Genomic DNA, 24083 nt, shown 5'->3' with positions numbered 1-24083 from the left:
ACATAATCCTCTACAAAAGCAATTGTGGTTATTATAGCCTATTTAGCTCAAGAGCCAAATATTTTCCGGTAAAACTTCCGGTTTTTTCCCAATCTCGAGCAACACATTCAGGATCACCCTGTGCGACGAGCAATCCGCCTCCGCTTCCCCCTTCGGGTCCCATATCAATGATATAGTCGGCATTTTTAATCATATCGAGATTATGTTCGATAACGAGTACCGAGTTCCCCAATTCCACGAAATTATGGAGGACCTTCGTGAGGCGGTTGACATCATCGAAATGCAATCCTGTCGTCGGCTCATCGAGGATATAAAGAGTATTCCCCGTATCGCGGCGGCTCAACTCTTTGGCCAGTTTGATCCGTTGTGCTTCCCCGCCGGAGAGGGTAACCGCATTTTGTCCTAGAGTAATATAGTCCAATCCCACATCGCTCAACGTTTGCAAAATTGCTTTGATCTTCGGGATCGGAGCAAAAAATTCCAACGCTTCCCCAACACTCATGTTGAGAACATCCGAAATCGTTTTCCCTTTGTACTCCACTTGAAGCGTTTGGAGGTTATAGCGGCTGCCGTGACATGAATCACATTTGACCATAATGTCAGGTAAAAAGTGCATCTCGATCTTGATCTCCCCTTCCCCCTGACACTTCTCACATCGCCCGCCCTTGACATTGAAACTAAAGCGTGACGCCGTATATCCACGAATCTGTGCCTCTTTGGTTTTAGCAAAAAGGTTACGAATCTCATCCATCACCCCGGTATAGGTGGCCGGATTGGAACGCGGTGTACGCCCGATAGGACTTTGATCGAGATAAATCACTTTATCGAGTTTCTCCAACCCCTCCACTTCGACCCCTGCAACGCGGTTGATTTTTCGGGCATGGTTGAGAATCTCACGAGTAACCGGAAGAAGCGTTTGTAAAATCAGCGAACTTTTCCCGCTCCCACTCACTCCCGTAACACAAACAAAATTATGCAGAGGAATTTTGACGCTTAAATCGGTAATATTATTAAGGGTGACATTGTTAATCGACATCCACTCTTTTTGCTCTCTACGGTAAAAATACTCGATCTTTTTCCGACCGGAAAGATACTGTGCGGTGAGGGTATCGCTTTTTTTCATCTCTTCGAGGGTTCCGGCAAAAACGACATTACCGCCGAATTTCCCCGCACCCGGTCCGATGTCCACGATATAGTCAGCATTCTCAATCGTCTCTTTGTCGTGTTCAACGACAATAACCGTATTCCCTTTCTCCTGCAAAGATCGAAGAGTACGGATCAGTTTTAGGGTATCACGCTCATGCAACCCGATACTCGGCTCATCGAGGACATACATCACCCCCGTCAAACCGCTCCCGATCTGTGAAGCAATACGGATACGCTGTGCTTCACCCCCACTGATGGTACGAGCATCACGGCTGAGGGAAAGGTACCCCAACCCCACATCATAGAGGAAGAAAAGACGTTCACGAATTTCATTCAAAATTGAAGAGGCAATCATCGAACTTTGATCGCTCAGATTTTCAAAGGTCTGAGGATCGGCAAACCATGCGTACGAATCTTTAAGCGGCATAGAGATCACGTCACCGATCCCTTTATCGGCAACGCGTACCGCCAATGATTCCCGCTTGAGCCGGTGAGAGTTACAAATATTACACGGTTTTTCAGACATATAATCGGCGAGATCTTTTTCATCTTTGAAAATATCGTATGCGATTCTAACGATCCCCGGCCACGTGCGTTTAATAGGGTGATCTTGCCATTTAAATTCTACTTCATCGACACTGCCGTGGAGAATCGCTTTCTTTTGATACTCTTCAAGGGTGTAAAACGGTGCGGTGATACTGATCCCCGATGCGGTACAAAACGCTTTTAGGAAGGTAAAGTAATACCCCTTGTTAAACCCGTATACGATTTTGATCGCCCCTTTCTCGATGGGAAGTTCAGAGTCGATGATTTTGTCATAATCGAGGGCATATCGGATTCCCAGACCATCACACTCGCTGCAGGCCCCTTTGGGAGAGTTAAACGAAAACGAGAGGGGTTCGAGCGGATCAAAACTCACTTTACAGTCAAAACAGGCACTATGCTCACTGTAGTGAATTAGTTTTTCGCTCATCCCTACTTCATCATGGTTTTGGATTTCGATCTCTACCTCGCCATAGGACTCTTTGAGCGCTTTTTCGACGTCTTGAGCCACACGATCATGGTTGTCATCTTTGATGATCAGACGGTCAATCACCACTTTAAGAGTATGCTTTTTGGTTTTTGAGAGTTCGATCTCCTCATCAAGGCGTACCATGACCCCATCCACCATCGCACGAACGTATCCCTTGTGCCGAAGCGATTCAAGAATATCGGCGAAGGAACCTTTTTTCTCCCGAACGAGCGGTGCCAAAATAACGATTTTTGCCCCATCAGGGAGTTTCAATACCTGATCGATAATATCCTGAGCCGACATTTTAGAGATTTTTTTACCGCAGAGATGACAGTGCTGAATTCCAATACGGGCATACAAAAGGCGGAGATAGTCATAGATTTCGGTGATCGTCCCTACCGTTGAGCGGGGATTTTTGGAGGTGGTTTTCTGATCGATTGCGATGGCTGGGGTAAGCCCTTCGATTTTATCCACATCCGGTTTGCCGACACGATCCAAAAACTGCCGTGCGTACGAAGAGAGTGATTCGATGTAACGACGTTGCCCTTCAGCATAAAGGGTATCAAACGCTAACGTCGATTTTCCGCTTCCGCTGATTCCGGTACATACGATCAGTTTATTTTTTGGAATTTCCAATGAAATGTTTTTGAGATTGTGTTCTCGTGCACCAATAATTTTTATTTTATCCATAACTATTTACCCCGCGATCAGTTTGTATGCCGTAATGGCAAAAATAAATACGTAAAAAACGATCAATATCTGTTTGTATTGGCTTATTTTAACAAGATTTAAAAGCCAAATCCCTATCATTATTCCCACCAGAGAGCTGAGCGCCATGATCAATCCGGCATGCACATTAATCATCCCCAGCCAGAGCAAGGTTCCAAAAGCCGAAGCAGAGGTGAACATGACAAAGAAAAGCCCCACTGCCGATGCTTTTTTCAGAGGAAAGCCCATAAAACTCACCAATATCGGAGTCATAAGGATAGATCCTCCTACTCCTAACATCCCGGAAAACACCCCTATTCCACTTCCAATGACCGTGTAAAGAGGTCGATTTATCACTTCAGATCGTGTCGGGACGGGATTGGAGAACGCTAAGCGCCCCAAAGTAAACGCCACGATAGTTAAAAAAAACCATTCTAAAATCGTCGCATCCAGTACTTTGACCAAGAAGCCTCCAACCATTGCTCCGAGTATACCGCCGTATCCGAAATATTTGATATCATTTACGACATAAGTCTGCTTTTTATGGTGAATCCAAGCCGCCATTAACGACCCTGCCACCATCTGCATCACCGATATACCGATCGCTTCTTTGATACCGAAACCCAAATAAAGTAAAATGGGGACACTGACCGTACCACCGCCGATTCCGAAAAATCCCGAGAGTGTGCCGACCCCAATCCCTAAAAGAGCTAATTCTATCGTCATATTTTTCTTTCAGTAACATTTTTATCGCGCGATTATACTCCCTTCGTCCTTCAATAAAACCCCTTCTAGATAACCTGATTTTACGCTATAATCAATTCTCATACTGTTGTTAGACACTTTCTGGGCAAAGCTCATAAAGTGGCAGGGACAAATGTCCCTACAACCCCCTAAAGCTTCCCGCATCTTTCGGATGCGGGAGAAATTAACGAGAATGAGGATAACGATGTTACCGATCATTGTTCATGCAGCTGAGAATTTTTGCCTCCACCAATTACGCCTCCCCTTTGAACGAATCACCGACTTTCCTCAAAAGAGAACACTTCTTGCTTATATCGATGTTGAATCACATGATAAAAGTTTACATCGGGTCTATATCGGATGCGATGACACTCTGATCCAATTCATTGCGGAAACATTTCTGGGTGAAGATGAGAGCGATGAACAGACACTTATTGATATGCTTTTGGAGACAACCAATATGATCGTCGGAAGTGCAAAAGTACTGGCTGAAGAGTCGTATGAAACGACCATGAGTATTATGACCCCTTTTTTCGTCTCAAATGGTGATACTGAAGGTGATCTGGATGGAATACAACACCTTAGCGTCGAGAACGGCGCAATGACAATTGCATTAAAAAGGCTTTAAACTATGGATGAGACTGTAGCAACTTCGGGAGGTTCACTTCCCAATCACCCCTTTGATGCCGCCAAAGAGCTTTCATGGATGGATTATGAAGGATTGCTGGATATGGAGGTTGAGTTTGTCGCCGATTTAGGACAGACAACCCTCTCGCTCGGAGATATTCTAAAACTGGAAAAAGGGTCTGTCATCGATTTGGGCAAACCGGCCGGTGAGAGCGTAGAATCGTATGTTAATCGCCGTATCATTGGTAAAGGTGAAGTTATGGTGTATGAAAAAAACTTAGCAATCCGTATCAATGAGGTACTCGATTCGAGTGCCGTACTTTATTACCTTTCAAAAGAGAGACTATGAGATATTTACTTCCCCTTCTCCTTCTGCCGGCACTGTTATGGGGTGCCAAAGTTCTAAGCTACAATGTTTATGATCGTAACGATCGCGTCGATGTCATGCTGACATTCGATACCCCCTATGAAGGGGTACTTCGACAAAATCGTCAGGGTGATACCGTTATAGTCAAACTTGAAGAGGCATTTATTGAAGCCCCGAAACTTAAGGATGTTAATTCTAAATATTTGGGAAAACTCTCCATTGCACCGCAAGGAGATAACATTGAAATTACGGCACAAGTCAGTAATGACGTTACCATGCAAGCCTCAAAGACATCCGATTCGTACGGTTTGAGACTCCGTTTTATGCATCCGGTAGTCTCCGATATCCCAGAGGTGATTCCTCCGGTCGACGAAACTGCGGTTGAAGGGCTTCCGACCAAAAGTGACAGCGAATTCGAACAGAGCTATTATGTCGTCATCGCTATTTTGCTGATCGGAATCGGTATTTTGTTCTGGCTCAAACAAAATATTGCCAAACGGGCTGAAACTATCCACAGTGAGCCAAAAACACCGTGGCTTTTTAATAAATTCTCTTCCGAAGCGAAATCTTCTCCTGCAGCACCGATTAAAACCTCCACGGATATGGGCGGTGTTCATATCCGGTTCCAAAAAACCCTTGATCCTGCCCATACCGTAGCAATGCTTGATTACGGAACCATGAGCTATTTGGTACTCTTAGGAAACAACACACTTTTACTTGACAAGTTCCAAGACAACATCCCGATTACTCAAAACGAATTTGAAAGTCTTTTACAGTCTAAACATCGTGAGCTTGACGGATACTTTCAACTTGCACCTGCACAAGATGAAGCTTTTGATTCTTATAAGGAAAAAGCCTCAGGGGTGTATTAATACCCCTTTCCCCTTTTATTTCACATTTCCTAAATCATAACGGGTGTAAACATCATACGCTTCTTCACCGCCGGTACTCGATAAGACTTCACGGATCAATACTGCCGCTTCTTTACGACTCCCTCCGGCAAACCCTTTTGCGTAAATCTCCGCCAGCGTGATCTTAGCTGCCGGTTCACCCTGCGCTACCGCCATTTTGAGATAATAGGCTGCTTTGTCAAAATCTTCAGGAACTCCCATCGCATTGGCATACGCAAATCCGGCACTCACCTGAGCGGGTAAAATCCCCGCTTCAGCCGCTTTGGAATAATACGCTGTTGATTGGGTAAAATTCCGCACTACCCCTTGACCGTTGTAATAGAGAGTCCCCAAAGCATAAAAACAACGAGGATCATCCTCACTTTGGATAAACCAATCTTTGGCTTCCTCAAATCGCTTTGCACTGTAGGCATTCATTCCGGCATTGTAAAAATCTATTTCCAAAATCATCTCCTTTTTGTGCGATTGTAGCCAAAGAGACTAATGGCAGACTATAACAAACGATTTAGTCAAAAACTAAAAAATCTTAATCAGCACTCGCACATTGCTCATTGTCATTCAGTTTATCTGTTTTTTTGTAACGTTTTGTTACTATTATGCTATAATTTTATCGATACCAAAAGGAAGACGCGGTGAATCTCTCGGCCGTACCGCCTTTAATTAGGAACGGGTCTTAGAAGGGGATGAGAGTCCTTCGCCTTTTGGCTTCACAAACTTCCGAAAATCAAAACAGCTTTTTTCTTTTCCACTTTTCTTTTCAACCGTTTCAAATCCAAATCACTTGTTTTTCTAAATGACGTTAAAAAAATCGTTTCTCCCGATACCGTTGCTTTGAGAGCAAAATAGTATTTATCCTCTTTGATATGGACGACACCCACCGTTTTTTCACCATCTTGGACAACAACGTGATGATTCATTATGATGTATGAAAGTTTCTTATAGTCATTAATATCCAAATCTCTATGATGATTTAGATTTTTGATCAAACTGACTTCACTGATCACAACATAGGAGACTTTCGCATTGATTATATCAATAATGATTTGATCGATCATACCGACAATGGAATGACCGTCATTATCTTTTGGCAAAGTATGAAAATAATGGATGATTTCAGTATTCATTGAGACACTATTTTATTGTACATTGTCATTCAACCTATTCCTATTTCCTATTTCTCTCTCGCTCCCACTCAGAAGAGTGGGAGCGAGAGATAAGCTGAGCTGATAGTGACTAATAGCTGTTCATACTTTTGTGTGGTAGTAATATTGCTCATTTATCTTCCCTCTCATATCGTTTACTCATTTTATTCAGCCTGTTCACGTTTTCTCATACCGTCTTTTCCCCGTCATACCGTGCCACGACACGGTATCCATCCCCATCTTTGCTCATTTTAATTCAGATTGTTCCCGTTTTAATACTAAATCTTTAATATAATCATCCCAAAAATCAATAACTTTTTTTAAAATTTCAACGGAATCGATAGCTAACTCACCAACTTGTATATATTTAAATCTTATTGGGAATTCAAGAGGAAAAGCTGCGCTCATTTCCATTTTTATTGACTTATTATGTTTAGAGTGATTTGCATAGAGTCAATTATTCTGTTTAAATTATCATTTTCAACTTCACTATTCTTTATCCAATCCGGTAAAGCATTTAATGTTAATAAACAATCTATAAAAGAATAAATCGAACCATCAGTTTTAAATCTTTCAAAATCATATTTTGCTTTTTTGGATAAATCTTGAAAATTATTCATTGTTGGAATATTATTAACATGCTTCATCTACCTTCCCTCCACAATCGCAATCTCATCCTCATTCAACCCATAAAGCGCATACACCATCGCATCGCGTACTAAGAATATTTCGTTTTGTTTGATGGAATTAATGACGGTTTTTTGAAAAAGTGACAAATTCTGTGCCTCACTGTTAAAGTGAGGATATTATAGCGAAAGGGGAAAGTTAAAAGAGGATTTTAGCACTCGCATTTCATATCAGAAGCTTTGAAACCTTCACCGATTTGTCGGTGAGTGAGAAAAAACTCATCGACTACGGCACGGAAGTGGATCGGATCATCGATGCGATTTACCAGATCGCGTAATACCGATGCACCCTCGTATCCTTTTGAATAAGTGTGAATGTGTTTACGAAATGTCACAACTCCTCGTCCACCGTAACAGCTTATCATGCCGTCTAAATGTTCCATAATGATCGCGTGTTTGATGAGCGGATCTACAGTAGCGCTTCCGGTTTTAAGCTGATGAAAAATCCACGGTGCTCCGACGGCTCCGCGCCCGATCATTACACCATCGGCTTTGGTGTGTTCCAACACCCATTGCGCTTTCTCAAAGGAGTCAATATCGCCGTTAGCAATCACAGGAATACCAACAGCAGCTTTAATCTCAGCGATCGCGTCATAATCGACGGGAGCTTTAAATTTTCCCGCACGGGTACGCCCATGAACCGCTAGAAAATCAGCGCCGCAATCTTGAACCAGTTTGGCGATCTCAATATGGTTTTTACTTTCAAATCCAAGTCGAATTTTAACACTCAACGTTGACTTATTGGAAGTTTTTTTAATAGTTTCAATGATCCGGGCCATCCGAGGCAAATCGTTTAAAAGTGAGCTTCCTGAACCGTGAGAAACAATTTTAGGGACAGGACATCCGCAGTTGAGATCGATAATATCAATATCTTCAACACCATTGAGGACTTCGACTGCACGACGAACAATATCCTCTTCTGAACCTGCAATCTGCACGGAGTAAGGATCTTCGTTCGGGCTTCGTTCCAACATACGAATGGTTTTTTCCGAACCGTAAGCAAGTGCATTTGAGCTAATCATCTCACTCACCGTCAAATCGGCACCGAATTTTTTAACCACATTGCGAAATGGCAAGTCCGTGTATCCGGCAAGGGGGGCAAGCGCATAAACAGGAGTTTCAAAAGAGAGTTTAGGAGTCATAAAAAATTACCTTGGAGGAGAAGATAGCGATAAACGCTATCTTATAATGATGTTATTTAGCAATTGCGGCGTAAAAAGATCGCGATATCATAGTGTTTGTTTGCACGTTTGAGATCACGATACGCTTTGAAAATTTGATAATCGTTGTTCGACGTATTGTTCAAAATCTCATTTGCCGTATCAATCATTTGTAAATCGTAAAGAGTGTACAGATACCCTTCCATTGCTTCGTCATTATTTTCGCTTAGTACTTCAAACAGCCTAATACGTTGTTCAGGAAGCATGTTTTTAGACATTCCTGCCGAAATATCGATCCAATCGTTACTGTCAAGTTTAAGTGAGCTGAAAATTGTTGCCAACTCTTCATTAGTGATTTGAATACCGTTTTCTGCCGCATTGATTCGCTGAACGAAATCGATCAAAGATGCTTTCGTAAAGAGATGCTTAAACTTCATCACCGATCCGACCGATGCCGTTTTTACATACGATGCATACGCTTTAGCGCAAACGATTTCACCGTAACTGTCAGGGCGTGAGAGGACAGAATCTGCATCCATCTCTCCGCGTTCAAAGCGGTTCAAATTATTTTGAATAGCAATCGATGTTGTTGAAGACAAATGGAATTTTTTGATATCCACTTTTTTCTTCTCTTTAACATCACGCATTAATTCAAGAGCTTCATCGATTTTTTCGTTTCCAACCGAACGAAGGGTTTCGTAGGGAAGGATCAGAGCATTGTCGATAAGTTTACCCATGAGTTTATAGGCATCGCTTTTGTAAACGTAATTGCGTTCATTCACCCCAAGCAATGAGTCACGAAGCGCATCGATCATTTTCTCGTGATCTTTATTCAAACGACGAAGTTTGAAATTTCCGACCAACGCGTAAACACCCATATGTAGCAAACTGGCAAGGTACATAATAATCAGTGGAACAACCACCCAAAAAGCTACCGGAAGATTTGGAAAATGCATCCCTAATAAATCAAAAGATATTGATTCATTATCAATCGAATAGACCGCAGCACCGACTAAGATCATTAAGATAAGTGAAGCAATGGTGTACCGTTTTAGTTGCATTTTCTCTCCCTTTTAGTGTTTATTTTTTTCAACGATCGGACGACATACAATACAATATTTTGCATGCGGTTTTACTTTTAAACGCTGGAAACCGATATCATCTTCACACATTTCACAAATACCGTATTGTTTGGATTTGATTTTATAAAGTGCCGCTTCAATCTCTTCGAGTTCATGCATCTGTTGTGATCCGATAGCATTTTCAACCATGTTGTCATTGCTGGCAGAAGCATAGTCACCTTCGTCATTCAGTTCCATCTCACGTAACTGATTCATTTCGCTCTCGACGCCGGTAAGATTTTTGATAATCTGAGCTTTACGCGTCAGTAATATCTCCTCGAAATACTGCAACTCATGGTCTCTCATCAATGCTCCTCATTTGTGGTACGGATGGTTTGCTAACAGTGAATAGGCGCGATAGACTTGCTCTAGCAAAACAGCTTTTGCGATCTTGTGACTCATCGTCATCTCAGAGAGACTAATCGCTACATCGCATTGCTCTACAAAGCTCTTTTCAAAGCCGTAAGCGCCACCTATAAAAAATTGCAACGAAATTTTATCACTTATAAGCTTACTAAATGCAAAACTATCGAGTTTTTTTCCATCAGGATGCAACGCAATCGAGTAATTTTTACCCAGCATCGGTGATAATAATTTTGAATACGCCGCTTGGGATGCTTCAGCACTGATAGTATGCGCTTTTACGACCTCTTTGGGAAATAATTCTATGTCCTCCACTTTGGCAAAGCGGGAGATCATTTTCATCTGTTCTTGATAGAGGGGATCGTACAGTGAACGCTCTTTTTTTGCAATCGTAATGATGGAAATGTTCATAACAGTCCACTCCCGATTACTTTGTACGTAACGTATTGAAATACATCATCAAGTTTAACACCACCGATAGCGGCGACCGGATGCGTAGAGTGTGCCGCGATCTCATCGAGTTTATCCCCTAGCACTTTGGCTTCCGATTTCGTCGACGAAGCACGATAGGCCCCTAATCCGATGTAATTCAAATCCAATTCATTTGCAATTGCAATCTCATCAGCGTTATGCGTTGAAAGACCGATAATTTTATCCTCACCGATTGCCATTTTTAGAATTTTAATTGCCCGAGTGGGATCAGAATCAATCGCAGCCAAATCATCTTGACCGATATGTACACCGTCACAAAACGTGGCAAGCTCATAATGGTCGTTAACGAGCAAAAAGCCTTCCCATGTTTGGCGAAGAGCAATTAAATCTGTTTTAATCGCAGCAATATCAGCGTGTTTGTTTCGGTATTGAAGAATGCTCGCCCCTAATGCTTTGGCACGAGTGGCAAAAGAGAGGAGTTCAATTCCCCTCTCACAGAGCATATCAGCATCACAAAGAGCGTAAAGCTGCATTATGGGAGGAGAAGTTTAAGCATATCACTCAGTGTCTCTTTGAGTTCACTGCGTTCTACGATCATATCGATAGACCCTTTTTCGAGGAGGAATTCGGCACGTTGGAACCCATCAGGTAAATCAGAGCCGATGGTTTGTTTAATAACACGCTGACCCGCGAATCCAACCAATGCACCCGGCTCAGCGATGATAATATCACCCAGTGTTGCAAAAGAGGCACTTACGCCTCCCATGGTAGGGTCCGTGAGCAATGAGATATACGGAAGTTTTGCAGTAGCCAATTTTGCCAATGCCGCTGATGTTTTTGACATTTGCATAAGGGAGAAGGTACTCTCTTGCATACGTGCACCGCCGCTGGCACTGACGATGATCAATCCCATACGTTTTTCTAATGCGCGATTTACCGCACGAACGATTTTTTCGCCCTCAACCGAACCGAGGGATCCGCCCATAAAGTTAAAATCAAATACCACAAGCTGTACGGGAACCGAGTTAATCGTACATTCACCGCTTACCACCGAAGAGTAAGTACCGTTTTTAGCGAATCCTTCTTCAACACGTGCCGCATAGCTTTTTTTATCCACAAAATTAATCGGGTCAACCGGGCGAAGATTGCCGTCAAATTCAACAAAACTCCCCTCATCGGCAATGAGGGCTAAACGCTCTTTAACCCCGATGCGAAGGTGAAACCCGCATTTAGGACATACATGGTTTTGTTTTTCAATCTCTTTGTAATACATCAGTGACTGGCACGAGGGGCATTTTACCCAGTGAGACGGAGCCTCACTCTTGGTGGGTTGTTTTTTCTTTTCGGAGTCCCCGAACAGGTTAAATAGACTCAAAAATACTCCTTTTCTACAATCAAACGTATCTGCTCAAAAAGCTCTTTATCCGCACTTATGAGGATATATCTATCATCGTTAAACACATGCAAGTGTTGACTTAGATAAAGTCCGGCTTGGATATCGTAAGGTCGCATTGTACCCAAAAATAGCACATATTTCACATAAGGGGCATAGGCGAGCGAGAGAGCAAGGGCTCCGGGGGAACGAAATTTCAGCTTTTTTTCCATCAATTTTTTAATCAAATCAGGGTGTTCAGGAGCTTTTTCAAAAAGACCGATTTTTGCCGAGGAATTGGTCGAAATTTGAAATTTTTGAAAAGAATTATGCAATGTTGTATGATAATATTCATCCATCGTACGGATAAAAATCTCACCGTTTGCGAGATTACATACGAGTGCTTCAGTCATTTTCCCCCTGCACATACGGGCAATCGAAACTCCATAATACGGGAGTTTTGAGACAAAATTATCACTTCCGTCAATGGGATCAAGAAAAATATTGGTAGACGATTCAGGAGAGATCCATCCGCTCTCTTCGGAAAAAATCGATCCGAATGAAGAGAGATGAGAAAAGCAGATCGCTTCGGCACGCAAATCAACACCGTTGCTGATATCACCGCCGAAGCCTTGTTCATAATGGGTAAATAAAGAGAGATCTCCCTCTTCAATAAGCGCTTTTATCTCGTGACAAGCACGGATAGAAGCCTCGATAAAATCGTTCATTAACGAAGTAAAGATTTTACGATTGAACGAGCCGCTTCACGCCCGTCATAGGCAGCAGTTACCACCAAATCGGCACCGCGATAACAATCCCCTCCGGCATAGATACCGGCAGTTGTCGTCTCGTGTTTATCATTAATGATAATACCGCCCCATCCGTTTACTGTAATTCCGTTTTCCGCTAAAAATGGCGGCACGCACGGATCAAAACCGAGTGCCATAATAATGACGTCAGCGTTGATATTAAAATCGCCCCCTTTGACCTCTTCCATTTTTTGACGACCGGATTCATCTTTGGAACCCAAAACGGTTTTTGCCATATGGATACCGACCGCTTTTCCATTTTCGCCCAAAATAACCTCTTTCGGAGAAGCATGGAAAACAAAATCCACCCCTTCTTCGATCGCATTTTTGTACTCTTTAACCGAGCCCGGCATGTTATGCGCATCACGGCGGTACAAGCAGGTTACGTTTTTAGCCCCTTCGCGTTTCGCGGTACGGACACAGTCCATTGCCGTATCTCCACCACCGACAACTACAATATCAAGGTCTTTAAAATCGAACTTTTTATCGTAGGCGAGAGCGAAATTTTTACGCTGAATTGCACTCAAATATTCTATTGCAGGATATACATTGGATGCATTTTCACCGGCAATTTTAGCCACTTTGCTTTTGGTCGCACCGATTCCGATAAAGACCGCATCATGCTTGTCGGCAATGGCATCAAATTCAATATCTTTGCCCACTTCGCAATTCAAAACGAGTTCCAATCCAGCATCAAGCAAGAGATTAACACGACGCTCAACGATTTTTTTATCAAGCTTGAAATTCGGGATACCGTACGTCAGTAATCCTCCGGCACGATCACTGCGCTCATACATGGTAACCGCAATCCCTGAACGAAGCAAATACGTAGCGGCAGAAAGCCCCGCAGGACCTGAACCGATAATCGCCACTTTTTTGTCTGTGGTAATCCCCGGAAAGTACGGTTTTAACCCTTGTTTAAAACCCTCTTCATTGATAAAGGTCTCAACTGAACCAATCGTTATCGCTCCGTGACCGTCGTTAAGGGTACAATCTCCTTCACAAAGGCGATCATGCGGACATACACGCCCCATCACTTCAGGAAACGGTGATGGCTCATTGGAAAGGTTAAATGCAAATTTCAAATCTTTTTCCGCGATGGCTTTAAGCCATTGAGGAATGTAGTTGTGCAACGGACATTTATTCAAACAAAACGGGTCACCGCACTGGATACAACGATCACTTTGTGAAGAGGCATCGCTCGCACCCATCGGCTCATAAATCTCGCTAAAATCTTTTAGACGCTGTAAAACAAGGCGTTTCGTGGGGTCGATACGCTCAATTGTTAAAAATTCTCTCATATTTCTTAGTCCCCTTTATCAGGATTGAGTGGCAATTTGGTTAAGTTTTTTGGACGAACAAGCCAGAAATTTCGGATTTCGACACGGAAATTTTTGAGCAATTCTTGCGCCATTTCACTCTCAGTTTCAGAAACGTACTCTTTGAGAAGACGTTTAAGATAGTGGCGTGCTTCATCTCCATCATCGGTATCGATACGGAGGGCATCGATCAACTCACGGTTAACGTTTTCAACAAAACTGTGATCTTGGTCATAAACGAACGCAAAACCGCCGGTCATACCCGCACCGAAGTTAATCCCTGTTTTTCCAAGAATCACAGCGACACCGCCGGTCATGTATTCACACGCGTTGTCCCCTGTCCCCTCTACGATGGCAAGGGCACCGGAATTACGGACGGCAAAACGTTCACCGACTGAACCGGAAATAAAGAGTTTACCGCCTGTCGCGCCGTAAAGGCAGGTATTTCCGCCCGCAGCAAATGCCTCACCTTGATTTTGAGAGCGGATAACGATTTTACCGCCATGCATCCCTTTACCGATATAGTCATTCGCTACACCTTCAAGATGGATAGAGACACCGTTGATCAAAAATGCACCCAATGCCTGACCTGCAATCCCTTTGAGCTGGAGACGGATCGTATCGGATTTAAGACCGCCATCGCCGTAGTACTGTGCTATCTCACCACTGATACGTGCGCCGAAACTGCGGTTTAGGTTACAGATATCACGGACGATACGGATTGGACGTTCAGGGTTTTTAATTGCATCCATCGCTTCGATGAGAACTTCTTTTTCAAACTCATTCGCATCAAACGGTTCATTGCTCGGTGATTGACAGGTATTAACACCCTCTTCACGGTGCAATACCGCACTGAAATCAAATTTTTTCGCGAATTCATTATCAATAACACGAAGTAAATCACTGCGTCCTACCATTTCTTCTATCGTTTTATAACCGAGCCCAGCCATAATTTTACGTACATCTTCGGCTAAATAGGTGAAATAGTTGATCAATTCTTCAACCGTTCCGTTGAAAAACTCGCCCCGTAATTTTTCATTTTGGGTTGCGATACCGACGGAACATTTGTTCACGTGACAGATACGAAGCATTTTACATCCGATGATAGTAAGTGCCCCCGTACCGAATGCGTAGCTTTCTGCACCCAATAATGCCGCTTTAACAATATCCATACCCGTTTTGAGTCCACCGTCGGTTTGCACATGCACAAGACCGCGAAGATTATTCACTTTAAGGGCGTTATGAGCTTCAGAAAGACCGAGTTCCCACGGATTCCCCGCAAATTTGATCGATGTGAGCGGAGCCGCACCGGTACCGCCATCCCCGCCGGAGATAATGATTTTATCGGCGTATGCTTTCGCAACACCTGCCGCAATCGTACCGACACCCGCAGAAGAGACGAGTTTAACCGCTACTTTTGCATTCGGATTGACCTGTTTCATGTCGAAAATGAGCTGTGCCAAATCTTCGATCGAATAGATATCATGGTGCGGCGGAGGGGAAATCAAAGTCACACCCGGCATCGTATAGCGAAGACGTGCGATAAGACCGCTTACTTTATGACCCGGAAGCTGTCCACCCTCACCCGGTTTTGCCCCTTGGGCTACTTTGATCTGAATCTCTTCAGCTGAGCGGAGATACGCCGGAGTCACCCCGAAACGACCTGATGCCACCTGCTTGATTTTGGAGTTTTTGAGTGTGCCGAAACGAGCCGCATCTTCACCCCCCTCACCCGAATTGCTTTGTGCGCCGATGGTGTTCATCGCCACCGCTATACACTCATGCGCTTCCGGTGAAATTGAACCCAAGGACATTGCTGCCGAAGCAAAACGTTTAAAGATTTTTTCTTTCGGTTCAACTTCTGAGATATCGATAGGCGAACGGTCTGATTTAAACTCGAAGAAGTCGCGGATGAATTTTTGTCCGCGACCGTTGACCAAGGCACTGAGTTTATCGAAATCTTCACGTTTACCGGTTTTCGAAACACGGTGAATCGCATGGATGACATCCGGGTTGAAATCGTGGTGCTCTTGCCCGTTGTAAAATTTATAATATCCACCGATTTTGAGTGGGAAAATACGGTTGAATCCGCCCACTTCAAACGCATCTTTGTGATTACGATCCAAACGTACATCAATATCGTCGTAGGTAAGTCCCGGGATCATGACATATGATTCTCCGAAGCATTCATGAACAATCTCTTTACTCAAGCCGATGACGTCAAAGAGCCCTGAGTTACGGTACGATGCAATCGTCGCGATCCCCATTTTGGACATAATTTTAAGCAAGCCCGCATTGAGTGCATGATGAACCGCTTTGAAAGCTTCAGAACAACTCACATCCGTGACGCTTCGTTCAGCACGTGCGGCTACGGTAGCAAAAAGAAGAGTCGGATAAACCGCACTCGCACCGTACGCGATCAAAGTTGCCGCACCGTGAGAATCGATCACTTCCGATGTACACGCGACAATCGATGCCAAATGACGGATACGCTCATCCAACAATGCACGGCTGATACGTCCGACCGCCATCGCCATCGGAATCGCTTTATGATCTTTGTCAAAGCCGCTGTCATCGAGGATAACGATACGGACACCCTCTTCGCGTACCGCTTTAATGACTTCTTCTACCAAGGCTTCAAGAGCCGGTTTCAACGCACCGCTGTAAGCCGTTGAAAACTCTTGATTGGTATAGAATGATTGGTAGCGCGGTGATTTTTTATCCCCGAATGATTTTAAGACTTCCAGTTTTTCACGAATGATAATCGGTGAAATCGCTTTCAGACGATTCGCATGAGAAGGGATCTCATCCAAGATGTTATGGGTTTCACCAAACCCGGTATTCAAGCTCATGACCACTTTTTCACGGATCGGATCGATCGGAGGATTGGTGACTTGTGCAAAGCGTTGTTTGAAATAATCGGAGAAATGACGCTGTACTGTACTAAATGCCGCCAGCGGAGTATCATCTCCCATTGATCCGACTGCTTCTTTGCCGTCACGCATCATCGGCTCGATCACTTGTTCAATCACCTCTTGGGTAATATTGAAATAGCGTTGACGCTCTACCAAATTAGAAGCATCGTACTCACAGCGGGTAACGTATTGTTCTTCTACATGCTCTTGGAGATAGATCATATGATCATTGAGCCATTTCATGTACGGATTAGAGGATTTGAGATATTGGTTAATATCTTCGTCTTTAAGGACTTTCCCGAATTTCAAATCCAAACCGATCATTTGACCCGATTGTAAACGTCCGCGTTCTTTGATTTGATCTTCTGGAATATCGATAACTCCGTATTCACTTGCGATAAGAAGCGTATCATCATGGGTAATAATGTATTTAGAAGGTCGAAGGCCGTTACGGTCGAGTACACATCCGATATAGCGCCCGTCTGTCAGAGAGAATGCGGCAGGACCGTCCCATGCTTCAAAAACGGTAGAGTGATACTCGTAAAATGCGCGAAGCTGAGGATCCATATGAGGAGCATTTTGCCACGGAGCCGGTATAACCGCACGCGCCGCTTTAAAAAAATCCATTCCGTTGATGATCAAAAACTCGAAAAAGTTATCGGCACTCGCACTGTCCGACCCGCCCGGTTGGAGGATCGGTAAAAGTCGCGCGATCTCTTCGTCGGTGAACACTTCACTTTTAATCGATTCGGATTTGACCGCAACGTTAAAACGGTTGGCTTCGACCGAGTTGATCTCACCGTTGTGGGCAACCGCACGGAACGGTTGAGCCAAACGCCATTTTGGAAGGGTATTCGTCGAGAAACGTTGATGAAAAAGGGCAAAAGAGATTTTAAAATTTTCGTTTTGTAAATCAGTATAAAACTCTTTGATATGCGTCGGCATAATCAAACCTTTATACGAAACAACACTAGCCGACATGGAGGCAATGTAAAAATCCTGATCTTCTACGAGGGCATGCTCGATCTCTTTACGGCTAAGATACAACAACGCATCAAAACGCTGAGATGCCATTAATGAATTCGGGGTAATAAAAATATGGTGAATTTCCGGCAACGTTGTAAGTGCCTGTTCTCCAAGCGCATTGGTATCTACCGGTACAACACGGTCCAAAACCACTTTGAGGTCATTATCATTACAAATTTTTTCAAAACGCTCTAAATTTGAAGCATTACGGGTAAAGACCACTGCTACTGCATACATTTCAGGAAGTTCTACCCCTGCGTCTTGTGCAGCTCCTCGCATAAACTCATGCGGAAGAGATAAAAGCAATCCGCTTCCATCACCGGTTTTACCATCTGCAGCAACCGCTCCTCGGTGCATCATTCGCTCTAACGCAGTAATCGCATTTTCTAAATTTTCATGCGAAGGACGGTTTTTGATATTTGCAATCAATCCAAATCCGCAGTTATCTTTAAATGATCGTAATAGGTCTTGGTATTCCACTCTAATCGTCACCTTTCACCAGAAAATTTCGGCAAATTGTTATTTTTTAATCTCTTTTTAAACATAAGTAGTTTAAAGAGGGATGAAATTTTCTTATTTTAGCGTCTACAAGGTTAAAAAAGGTTAAAATAATAAATAATTTTTGATGATTTAGAAAAAAATGTGTAGAGTAGAGCCAATAGTATGCAGGGATTCATTATCAAACTCACCCGAGTGCGTGAAGAAGATATGATCGTCACCATAATAGCCGAGGAAAGCTTACAGACCCTTTATCGCTTTTACGGTGCTCGCCATAGCCCTATTAATATAGGCTTTAAAATCGACTTTGAAGCAGAACATTCACTCAAATCCTCGATCTCCAGAATGAAAGATGTCATCCATCTTGGCTTTTCATGGATGGGTGAATATGAACGGCTCCGTCTGTGGCAGCAGTTCATCACCCTCTTTCATCCTCATCTCAAAGACTCCGAATCCATCGGAAATTTTTATTTTGATCTCTTAAACGAGGCCGCACTGCGATGGAAGGATCAAAATCCAAAACGGGTTGCCATCGAAATCTATGTTCGCCTTCTTGACTACGAGGGACGGCTACACCGTGAACCAAACTGCTTTTTTTGTGATCTTCCTATCGAGCATGAAATTTCATTGATACGGGCTTTTTTACCCGCTCATCCGAACTGTTCACACACTTTATCTATCAATCCAAAAGGGCTGGAATGGCTTTACAGCCACGCCTCGACTCTTTTTTTGGATGATCAGGAAATCGGGCGCTTATGGTATATACTGAATGAGGGATTATAGGACCATTTTTTGCTTGTTTATCCATATTCAGATAAAATGAGAAAACAATGCGTCAACATAAAATAAGAGAAGCCGTTTGGGCAAAATATACCCCTTCCGCTCCAAAAGTATCAACCTCTCGATATGTCCCTACAAAAAACAAAGGGTCAACACTCCAAGAATTTTACGACGAAGTGCATGCCAAAAATCTTCTCCACCAAGAACATTTTTACCAAAACAAAAATGCTCAGGAAATCGAAACGATCATGGCTCAGAACCGCCGTTTAATCGATGCAAAACGCGCTCCTAGAAGATAAAGGGATTTTAGTATCAAATCTCATAATAATGAGGTTGATACGATTGGTCGAGTTCGGAAAGTTTCATTCCAAAAAGTCCTCTCATTTTTTCCTCGATATCTCCCCAGAAATATTCCAGAATCAAACTCGATCCGGTATTCCCCTCGATTTTATAAAATGGCCCTTCCAAAGCCTCAATGATCTCTATAACCTCAATCTCATGGCTCCCTCGGGAGAGTTTATATCCGCCTGAGGCTCCTCGAATACTGCTTACAAGATTGTTACGACGCAAAATAGAGAGAAGCTGTTCGAGATAACCGTGTGAAATTTGTGTCATTGCCGATATTTCTCTCACCTGCATCGCCCGCGAATAAGGGGCATGAGAAAGAACATGCATCGCTGCCAATCCGTAAATCGCTTTAGATGAGAGAGCCGCCATTACTCAAATCCCTTAGGGTACAGTTTTTTAGCAATATAATAAATCTTACATGCAATACAATACCCAAATAAGAGTTCCAAAGCAGCACAGAATAGAAATATGCCGGAAATAAACGCTATCGCAACATCAGCACCGATCCACGAACTAATTAATAAAGCAATCGTAAATCCCGTACCGAAAAATGCTGCAAGACGTTTTGCCCCTGCATCTTCCATTTTAACTTCGAGGGAAAGGGTTTTCTGAATAAATAGTGAACTGATATTGATCGGACTTAAATGTTTATAACCATACAATCGAAGGATAAAATCTACGATCAGTAAGATCAATACAATCGGACTTTGCGTCACTAAAAATGCAATAATGCCTAGAATTACAAATAAAGTATTGATTCTTGTAACCGTAGCATCAACGTGTCGAAAAATTAAAGGGCATTGTTGAGCCATTGTTTTCTCCTAAATTTTTCACAATATTAATATACCTTTTTCTTATTGTCAAGTATCCATATCATTTTACTAAGGTATAAAACTTAAGGCAAAAAAAAAGGGGACGTATCCCCTTTACTCTTATGAACGTGTTTTTACTAACTCTCGCACTTTTTTCTCAACATTCATGAGGGAGTCAAATGGCTTTAGAATATAGTGATCCGCACCGATTTTATGACTTTGCAATACTTTGTCCAGTGTGGAATACGCTGTCATCATAATAACAACACACTCAGGATCTTTCGCTTTAATCGCTTCTAGAACACTCAAACCGTCTTTTTGCGGCATCATAATATCCAGAAGCACCCCATCGTACTCACCGGAACGAAATCGAGCAAGAGCATTCACCGGATTATCAAAATAGGTGACATGAATATCTCCGGAGCGTCCCAGAGCTTTTTCCAACATCATTCCGATAGAAGTCTCATCATCAATTATCATTAAACGGATCATTTTTCCCCTCCAAACAGACTTTTAATGGCGCTTCCCATCATATGTTCATTTTTTTCTGCAACCAATACATCCAGCGCTTCAAATACCTCTTGACTCGCTGCCTCAATGGTTTTGATTCGCTGTTCGATCTGGGTTCGAGAACAGAGTTTTTTGCCGTCACCGCAATCGGCGATCAATGCATTGGCGTGCGCATGAACCGTAGCATGCGGTCCTTCCAGACGACTGTAGGATTTAAGCATTCCAAACTGCTCTTTTCCGACACCGTTATCATACCATTTACCTAAACGGCATGTATGATGATCGACCGCTTTAAAGATATTTTCTTGACCAAACAAGAAAGCATATACATTATTTTTGTAGATAACATGGTCGATTTTTGCCAAATTACTAAAGATATAATTACTGATGTCCATAATTTCAAATACACTTCGTGAGGAATTACGTTGAAAAATTCCCATTCGATCCGACATCTGGCTTACTTCGTCTTTTGTACTGGTTACAATCCCGGATAGCTCTTCGGTCGCTGTTTCAATCTCATTGGTATCTTGCTGCATCGACTGAATGACAATTTCAATCTCTTTGGTCGCTTTTTGGGTCCGTTCGGCCAATTTACGTACCTCATCGGCAACAACCGCAAATCCTCGACCGTGTTCTCCTGCCCGCGCTGCTTCGATCGCGGCATTCAAGGCAAGGAGATTGGTTTGATCGGCGATATCTTTGATCAATGCCACAACGTTGGAAACTTCATGCGATCGATTGACGAGATTTGCCGTTGTCGAGAGTGTCCCCTCCATTAATTCGGCGAGTTTATTCATATCTTCATCGACATGTTTGGCTATTTTTAGCCCCTCATCCGAGCCACGTGCCGTTTCATTCGACTGTTCAACCATCTCTTTGAGTTTCTCTAAAATGTCTACAAAAACATGCTGAGTCGCGTCCAATGCACCGCGTATACTTTTTTGGTGCATCTCCAGCAATCCACCCTGCTCTGCTCCGATCACTGAAGATTTGGTAAGGATAAACCCTTTTACGCCATTACTCAAACTTTTGCTCACTACCGAGGCTTCACATTCACCGACAATAATTTCATGATTGCCTTTCGTGAGTTCTCGAATAACACTCTCTTTGTTGGTAATCGATTCAGCCCGGGTATTATAAAAAATTGCTTCATCGCGTTCATTTAAAACAATTACTGCCTCTTTAAGGCTCAATGACGCTATCTCTTTGTATAAAGCAAGCTCTGCTTTCAAAATATCCCGCTCAACCCGTAAAAGATCCGCTTCTTCTTTATATTTTGCCGATTCTTTTCCAAAAAACATTATTTCTCCTCCTTATACTTTTTCAAACTGATTTCAAATACGGCACCATTATTTTCATTGTCAGCACGAATACTCCCTCCGTGTTTGTCAATAATAGCTTTTGCGACGTTTAGCCCGATTCCCATACTCTTTTTTTTCTCTCCGCCGATCGCGAAATCAAACAAAGTTTCCAACATCCCTTTCGGTATCCCTCCGGCATTGTCGCTGATGGTTATCGTCACATCATCATTTTCACATTTAAGCCAAATATCAAGCCGACGATTCTCATAAGGTATTATACCTTTCTCAAATTCATCCAAAGAATTATTAAGGATGATAATCCACACCTGCTCCAAACGTGTCGATATCCCCATTGTCATACAGCTTTTTGGGTTATATTTCGTCCTCAGTGAAAACAGTTGACCGTTTAGTCGGATAGGGACAATGTGTTTTGCACGGTTCATAACGATACGCAGTCCGTAAACAAGGGTCATGTCCACACTGCACACATCCATTGTTTCTTTCCCTGTACCGGCGAATTCATACATCGATCCGACAATGAATTCTATCCTCTCAATCCCCTCATCGATCGGTTTGAAATAATGCTCTGATTGCTCAATTTTTCCATCACACGCCCATTTCAGTAGTTCAAGGTTCCCTTTGACATAAGTTAAAGGGGTGTTGATTTCATGGGTAATAGCAGCAGCCAGACGCCCGACGCTCATCAGCTTTGCATCACTGATTTTTTCTTCTTTAAGGCGTTCAAAATCGCTCACGTCAACAAAATAAAGAATATGATATTGTTCATTTTGAATCAACGGATTCGTCATAGAACTCATATGAACCGTATAGTACGATTTATTATTATTTAAATTGATAGAGATGATTCGCCCGTTTATATGCCCTTTTTTCAACTCTTTGACAATAAATTCAAGCCCATCTTTTTGAGAGTATTTGTCGGATAATATAGGTTGCAATCCCTGTTGCGATTCAAACATCCATGACCATAAATCACAACTCTCACTCAACGCTTCAAAATTCTCATACCCATTAACGTCCAAAAACTTTCGATTGACCATGATCGCCTCGTATCGATGATCAAATAAAATAGCCAAAGAGGTATCATAATCGATCAGTTGTTTCATACTCTCCAAAATGGCTCGCTTCATCTCGCTGACGTCATGCCCGATAAAAACGATCTCTTCGATATTACCACGGCTGTCTAAAACCGCATAAATAGTGGAGTCAACCGTAATCGTCTGGTTTTTCGCTCCAATAATTTCAATGATTCCGCGATAAATTTCTCCGGCTTGCAAGTGGGCTCGAACCAATGTTCTAAGATAGATCCAAAAGCGCCGTTCGACAAATCGAAGCCAATAGTGTCCTACCATCTCTTCAGGAGCCATACCGATCAATGCCCCGAGCAGTGAATTAACCTCTGCTATCATTCCATTATGGGCGATTCGGATCACCAAAGCGGTTTTTGAGATCGATCCAAACATCATATTAATTTGTCGGTAGGCTTTTTTCGCCTGTTTGGCTTCAAGAGACTGGGAAATAAGACGCTCAACAACTTTTTGAACTGCGCTGGGCAACAAAGGTTTGAGGAGATATTTATCCACACCGACATCAATGGCCTGTAAAAAGAGGTCACTCCCGTGAGCACTCGAAATGACGACCGTTTTAATGGCAGGATTTTGAATCTTGCTATGGCTGATAGTCTCAAAAATTTTACTATTCATCTCCATCGGATGGAGAATTAAAAGATCGATTTCATCATACAGTTCAGGGAAATCGTTACGAATATTCAACTCTGCATCAAATTCTTTTAAGACATTAAAAAATGGATCTTGATCCGCTAGATTATAATCTCCGATTGTCCAATCGGTTACGTAGACGATTTTTATGACTTCAACCATAGACTCACATTGCTTTTTTCAAATAATACCTTGTTTTTATTCATCTTTGTGTTAATTCTCTTTTAGATATAATTGT

The 24083-nt window shown here is 42.7% G+C and carries 26 protein-coding genes; 5 read left to right on the top strand and 21 right to left on the bottom strand.

The annotated features are described in order from the left end of the window. Window positions 1-31: 31 nt before the first annotated feature. Window positions 32-2848, bottom strand: a complete 2817-nt coding sequence (gene uvrA, locus B649_RS04850) for an excinuclease ABC subunit UvrA (RefSeq protein ID WP_015653395.1) — start codon at window positions 2846-2848, stop codon at window positions 32-34. Window positions 2849-2854: 6 nt separating this feature from the next. Beyond that, window positions 2855-3592 (bottom strand): sulfite exporter TauE/SafE family protein, encoded by a 738-nt coding sequence (locus B649_RS04845; RefSeq protein WP_015653394.1) that lies wholly within the window; start codon window positions 3590-3592, stop codon window positions 2855-2857. A gap of 223 nt (window positions 3593-3815) precedes the next feature. Between B649_RS04845 and B649_RS04840 the strand changes: the two genes are divergently transcribed. From B649_RS04840 to B649_RS04830, 3 genes are read left to right on the top strand one after another with little or no spacing between them, the layout of a single operon-like run. Next, a complete protein-coding gene (locus B649_RS04840) occupies window positions 3816-4238 on the top strand; it encodes a chemotaxis protein CheX (protein WP_015653393.1) in 423 nt (140 codons plus the stop codon). Window positions 4239-4241: 3 nt separating this feature from the next. Further along, window positions 4242-4586, top strand: a complete 345-nt coding sequence (gene fliN / locus B649_RS04835; RefSeq protein WP_015653392.1) for a flagellar motor switch protein FliN — start codon at window positions 4242-4244, stop codon at window positions 4584-4586. Further along, on the top strand, window positions 4583-5476 hold the full coding sequence (locus B649_RS04830) for a hypothetical protein (protein ID WP_015653391.1): 894 nt from the start codon (window positions 4583-4585) through the stop codon (window positions 5474-5476). The genes fliN and B649_RS04830 overlap by 4 nt, the downstream gene beginning before the upstream one ends. A 15-nt stretch (window positions 5477-5491) precedes the next feature. Here the strand turns inward: B649_RS04830 and B649_RS04825 are convergent, their stop codons facing one another. The 14 genes from B649_RS04825 to gltB all read right to left on the bottom strand — a co-directional run bounded on the left by B649_RS04825 (window position 5492) and on the right by gltB (window position 18340). Beyond that, window positions 5492-5959, bottom strand: coding sequence for a tetratricopeptide repeat protein (locus B649_RS04825; RefSeq protein WP_015653390.1), 468 nt, complete (start codon window positions 5957-5959; stop codon window positions 5492-5494). Between the two features lie 263 nt (window positions 5960-6222). Next, window positions 6223-6639 carry a hypothetical protein gene (locus tag B649_RS04820; protein WP_015653389.1) on the bottom strand — a complete coding sequence of 139 codons (417 nt, stop codon included), beginning with the start codon at window positions 6637-6639 and terminating at the stop codon, window positions 6223-6225. 264 nt (window positions 6640-6903) lie between these two features. Further along, window positions 6904-7071: a hypothetical protein gene (locus B649_RS12495; RefSeq protein ID WP_291750946.1), complete on the bottom strand. Its 168-nt coding sequence runs from the start codon at window positions 7069-7071 to the stop codon at window positions 6904-6906. A 2-nt stretch (window positions 7072-7073) separates the two neighbouring features. Further along, window positions 7074-7304, bottom strand: coding sequence for a hypothetical protein (locus B649_RS04815; protein WP_015653388.1), 231 nt, complete (start codon window positions 7302-7304; stop codon window positions 7074-7076). Then, window positions 7305-7433, bottom strand: a complete 129-nt coding sequence (locus tag B649_RS12490) for a hypothetical protein (protein WP_291750945.1) — start codon at window positions 7431-7433, stop codon at window positions 7305-7307. 62 nt (window positions 7434-7495) lie between these two features. Continuing rightward, entirely contained in the window at window positions 7496-8485 is a 990-nt protein-coding gene (gene dusB / locus B649_RS04810) for a tRNA dihydrouridine synthase DusB (RefSeq protein WP_015653387.1), read from the bottom strand. Window positions 8486-8541: 56 nt separating this feature from the next. Then, complete coding sequence (locus B649_RS04805) at window positions 8542-9564, bottom strand: hypothetical protein (RefSeq protein ID WP_015653386.1); 1023 nt, start codon at window positions 9562-9564, stop codon at window positions 8542-8544. 12 nt (window positions 9565-9576) lie between these two features. Beyond that, the gene (gene dksA / locus B649_RS04800; protein ID WP_015653385.1) at window positions 9577-9930 is read right to left on the bottom strand and encodes an RNA polymerase-binding protein DksA; all 354 of its coding nucleotides are present in this window, start codon (window positions 9928-9930) and stop codon (window positions 9577-9579) included. A 9-nt stretch (window positions 9931-9939) separates the two neighbouring features. Continuing rightward, on the bottom strand, window positions 9940-10398 hold the full coding sequence (locus B649_RS04795; protein ID WP_015653384.1) for a 23S rRNA (pseudouridine(1915)-N(3))-methyltransferase RlmH: 459 nt from the start codon (window positions 10396-10398) through the stop codon (window positions 9940-9942). Next, window positions 10395-10952, bottom strand: a complete 558-nt coding sequence (locus B649_RS04790) for a thiamine phosphate synthase (RefSeq protein ID WP_015653383.1) — start codon at window positions 10950-10952, stop codon at window positions 10395-10397. The genes B649_RS04795 and B649_RS04790 overlap by 4 nt, the downstream gene beginning before the upstream one ends. Next, window positions 10952-11794 (bottom strand): acetyl-CoA carboxylase, carboxyltransferase subunit beta, encoded by an 843-nt coding sequence (gene accD / locus B649_RS04785; protein WP_015653382.1) that lies wholly within the window; start codon window positions 11792-11794, stop codon window positions 10952-10954. Before accD ends, B649_RS04790 begins: the two co-directional genes overlap by 1 nt. Then, window positions 11791-12519 (bottom strand): inositol monophosphatase family protein, encoded by a 729-nt coding sequence (locus tag B649_RS04780; RefSeq protein ID WP_015653381.1) that lies wholly within the window; start codon window positions 12517-12519, stop codon window positions 11791-11793. Before B649_RS04780 ends, accD begins: the two co-directional genes overlap by 4 nt. Beyond that, the gene (locus B649_RS04775; RefSeq protein ID WP_015653380.1) at window positions 12519-13901 is read right to left on the bottom strand and encodes a glutamate synthase subunit beta; all 1383 of its coding nucleotides are present in this window, start codon (window positions 13899-13901) and stop codon (window positions 12519-12521) included. The genes B649_RS04780 and B649_RS04775 overlap by 1 nt, the downstream gene beginning before the upstream one ends. 5 nt (window positions 13902-13906) lie before the next feature. Further along, window positions 13907-18340 carry a glutamate synthase large subunit gene (gene gltB / locus B649_RS04770; RefSeq protein ID WP_015653379.1) on the bottom strand — a complete coding sequence of 1478 codons (4434 nt, stop codon included), beginning with the start codon at window positions 18338-18340 and terminating at the stop codon, window positions 13907-13909. 183 nt (window positions 18341-18523) lie between these two features. Here gltB and recO point away from each other — a divergent pair, with 183 nt between their 5' ends. Both recO and B649_RS04760 read left to right on the top strand, forming a co-directional pair. Beyond that, window positions 18524-19141, top strand: a complete 618-nt coding sequence (gene recO, locus B649_RS04765) for a recombination protein RecO (protein WP_015653378.1) — start codon at window positions 18524-18526, stop codon at window positions 19139-19141. 47 nt (window positions 19142-19188) lie between these two features. Then, window positions 19189-19437, top strand: a complete 249-nt coding sequence (locus tag B649_RS04760) for a hypothetical protein (protein WP_015653377.1) — start codon at window positions 19189-19191, stop codon at window positions 19435-19437. Between the two features lie 13 nt (window positions 19438-19450). Here B649_RS04760 and B649_RS04755 read toward each other — a convergent pair whose 3' ends face one another. The 5 genes from B649_RS04755 to B649_RS04735 form a co-directional block, all read right to left on the bottom strand. Continuing rightward, window positions 19451-19855: an Rrf2 family transcriptional regulator gene (locus B649_RS04755; RefSeq protein WP_015653376.1), complete on the bottom strand. Its 405-nt coding sequence runs from the start codon at window positions 19853-19855 to the stop codon at window positions 19451-19453. Next, the gene (locus tag B649_RS04750) at window positions 19855-20298 is read right to left on the bottom strand and encodes a DUF4395 domain-containing protein (protein ID WP_015653375.1); all 444 of its coding nucleotides are present in this window, start codon (window positions 20296-20298) and stop codon (window positions 19855-19857) included. The genes B649_RS04755 and B649_RS04750 overlap by 1 nt, the downstream gene beginning before the upstream one ends. Window positions 20299-20418: 120 nt before the next feature. Further along, window positions 20419-20790, bottom strand: a complete 372-nt coding sequence (locus B649_RS04745) for a response regulator (protein WP_015653374.1) — start codon at window positions 20788-20790, stop codon at window positions 20419-20421. Further along, window positions 20787-22109, bottom strand: coding sequence for a methyl-accepting chemotaxis protein (locus tag B649_RS04740; RefSeq protein ID WP_015653373.1), 1323 nt, complete (start codon window positions 22107-22109; stop codon window positions 20787-20789). The genes B649_RS04745 and B649_RS04740 overlap by 4 nt, the downstream gene beginning before the upstream one ends. After that, complete coding sequence (locus B649_RS04735) at window positions 22109-24007, bottom strand: ATP-binding protein (protein ID WP_015653372.1); 1899 nt, start codon at window positions 24005-24007, stop codon at window positions 22109-22111. The genes B649_RS04740 and B649_RS04735 overlap by 1 nt, the downstream gene beginning before the upstream one ends. Window positions 24008-24083 lie beyond the last annotated feature (76 nt).

This window comes from Candidatus Sulfuricurvum sp. RIFRC-1 (assembly GCF_000310245.1).
Lineage (GTDB): Bacteria > Campylobacterota > Campylobacteria > Campylobacterales > Sulfurimonadaceae > Sulfuricurvum.
The sequence above is the reverse complement of the archived record's forward strand: the minus strand, read 5'-3'. Positions and strand labels throughout refer to the sequence as shown.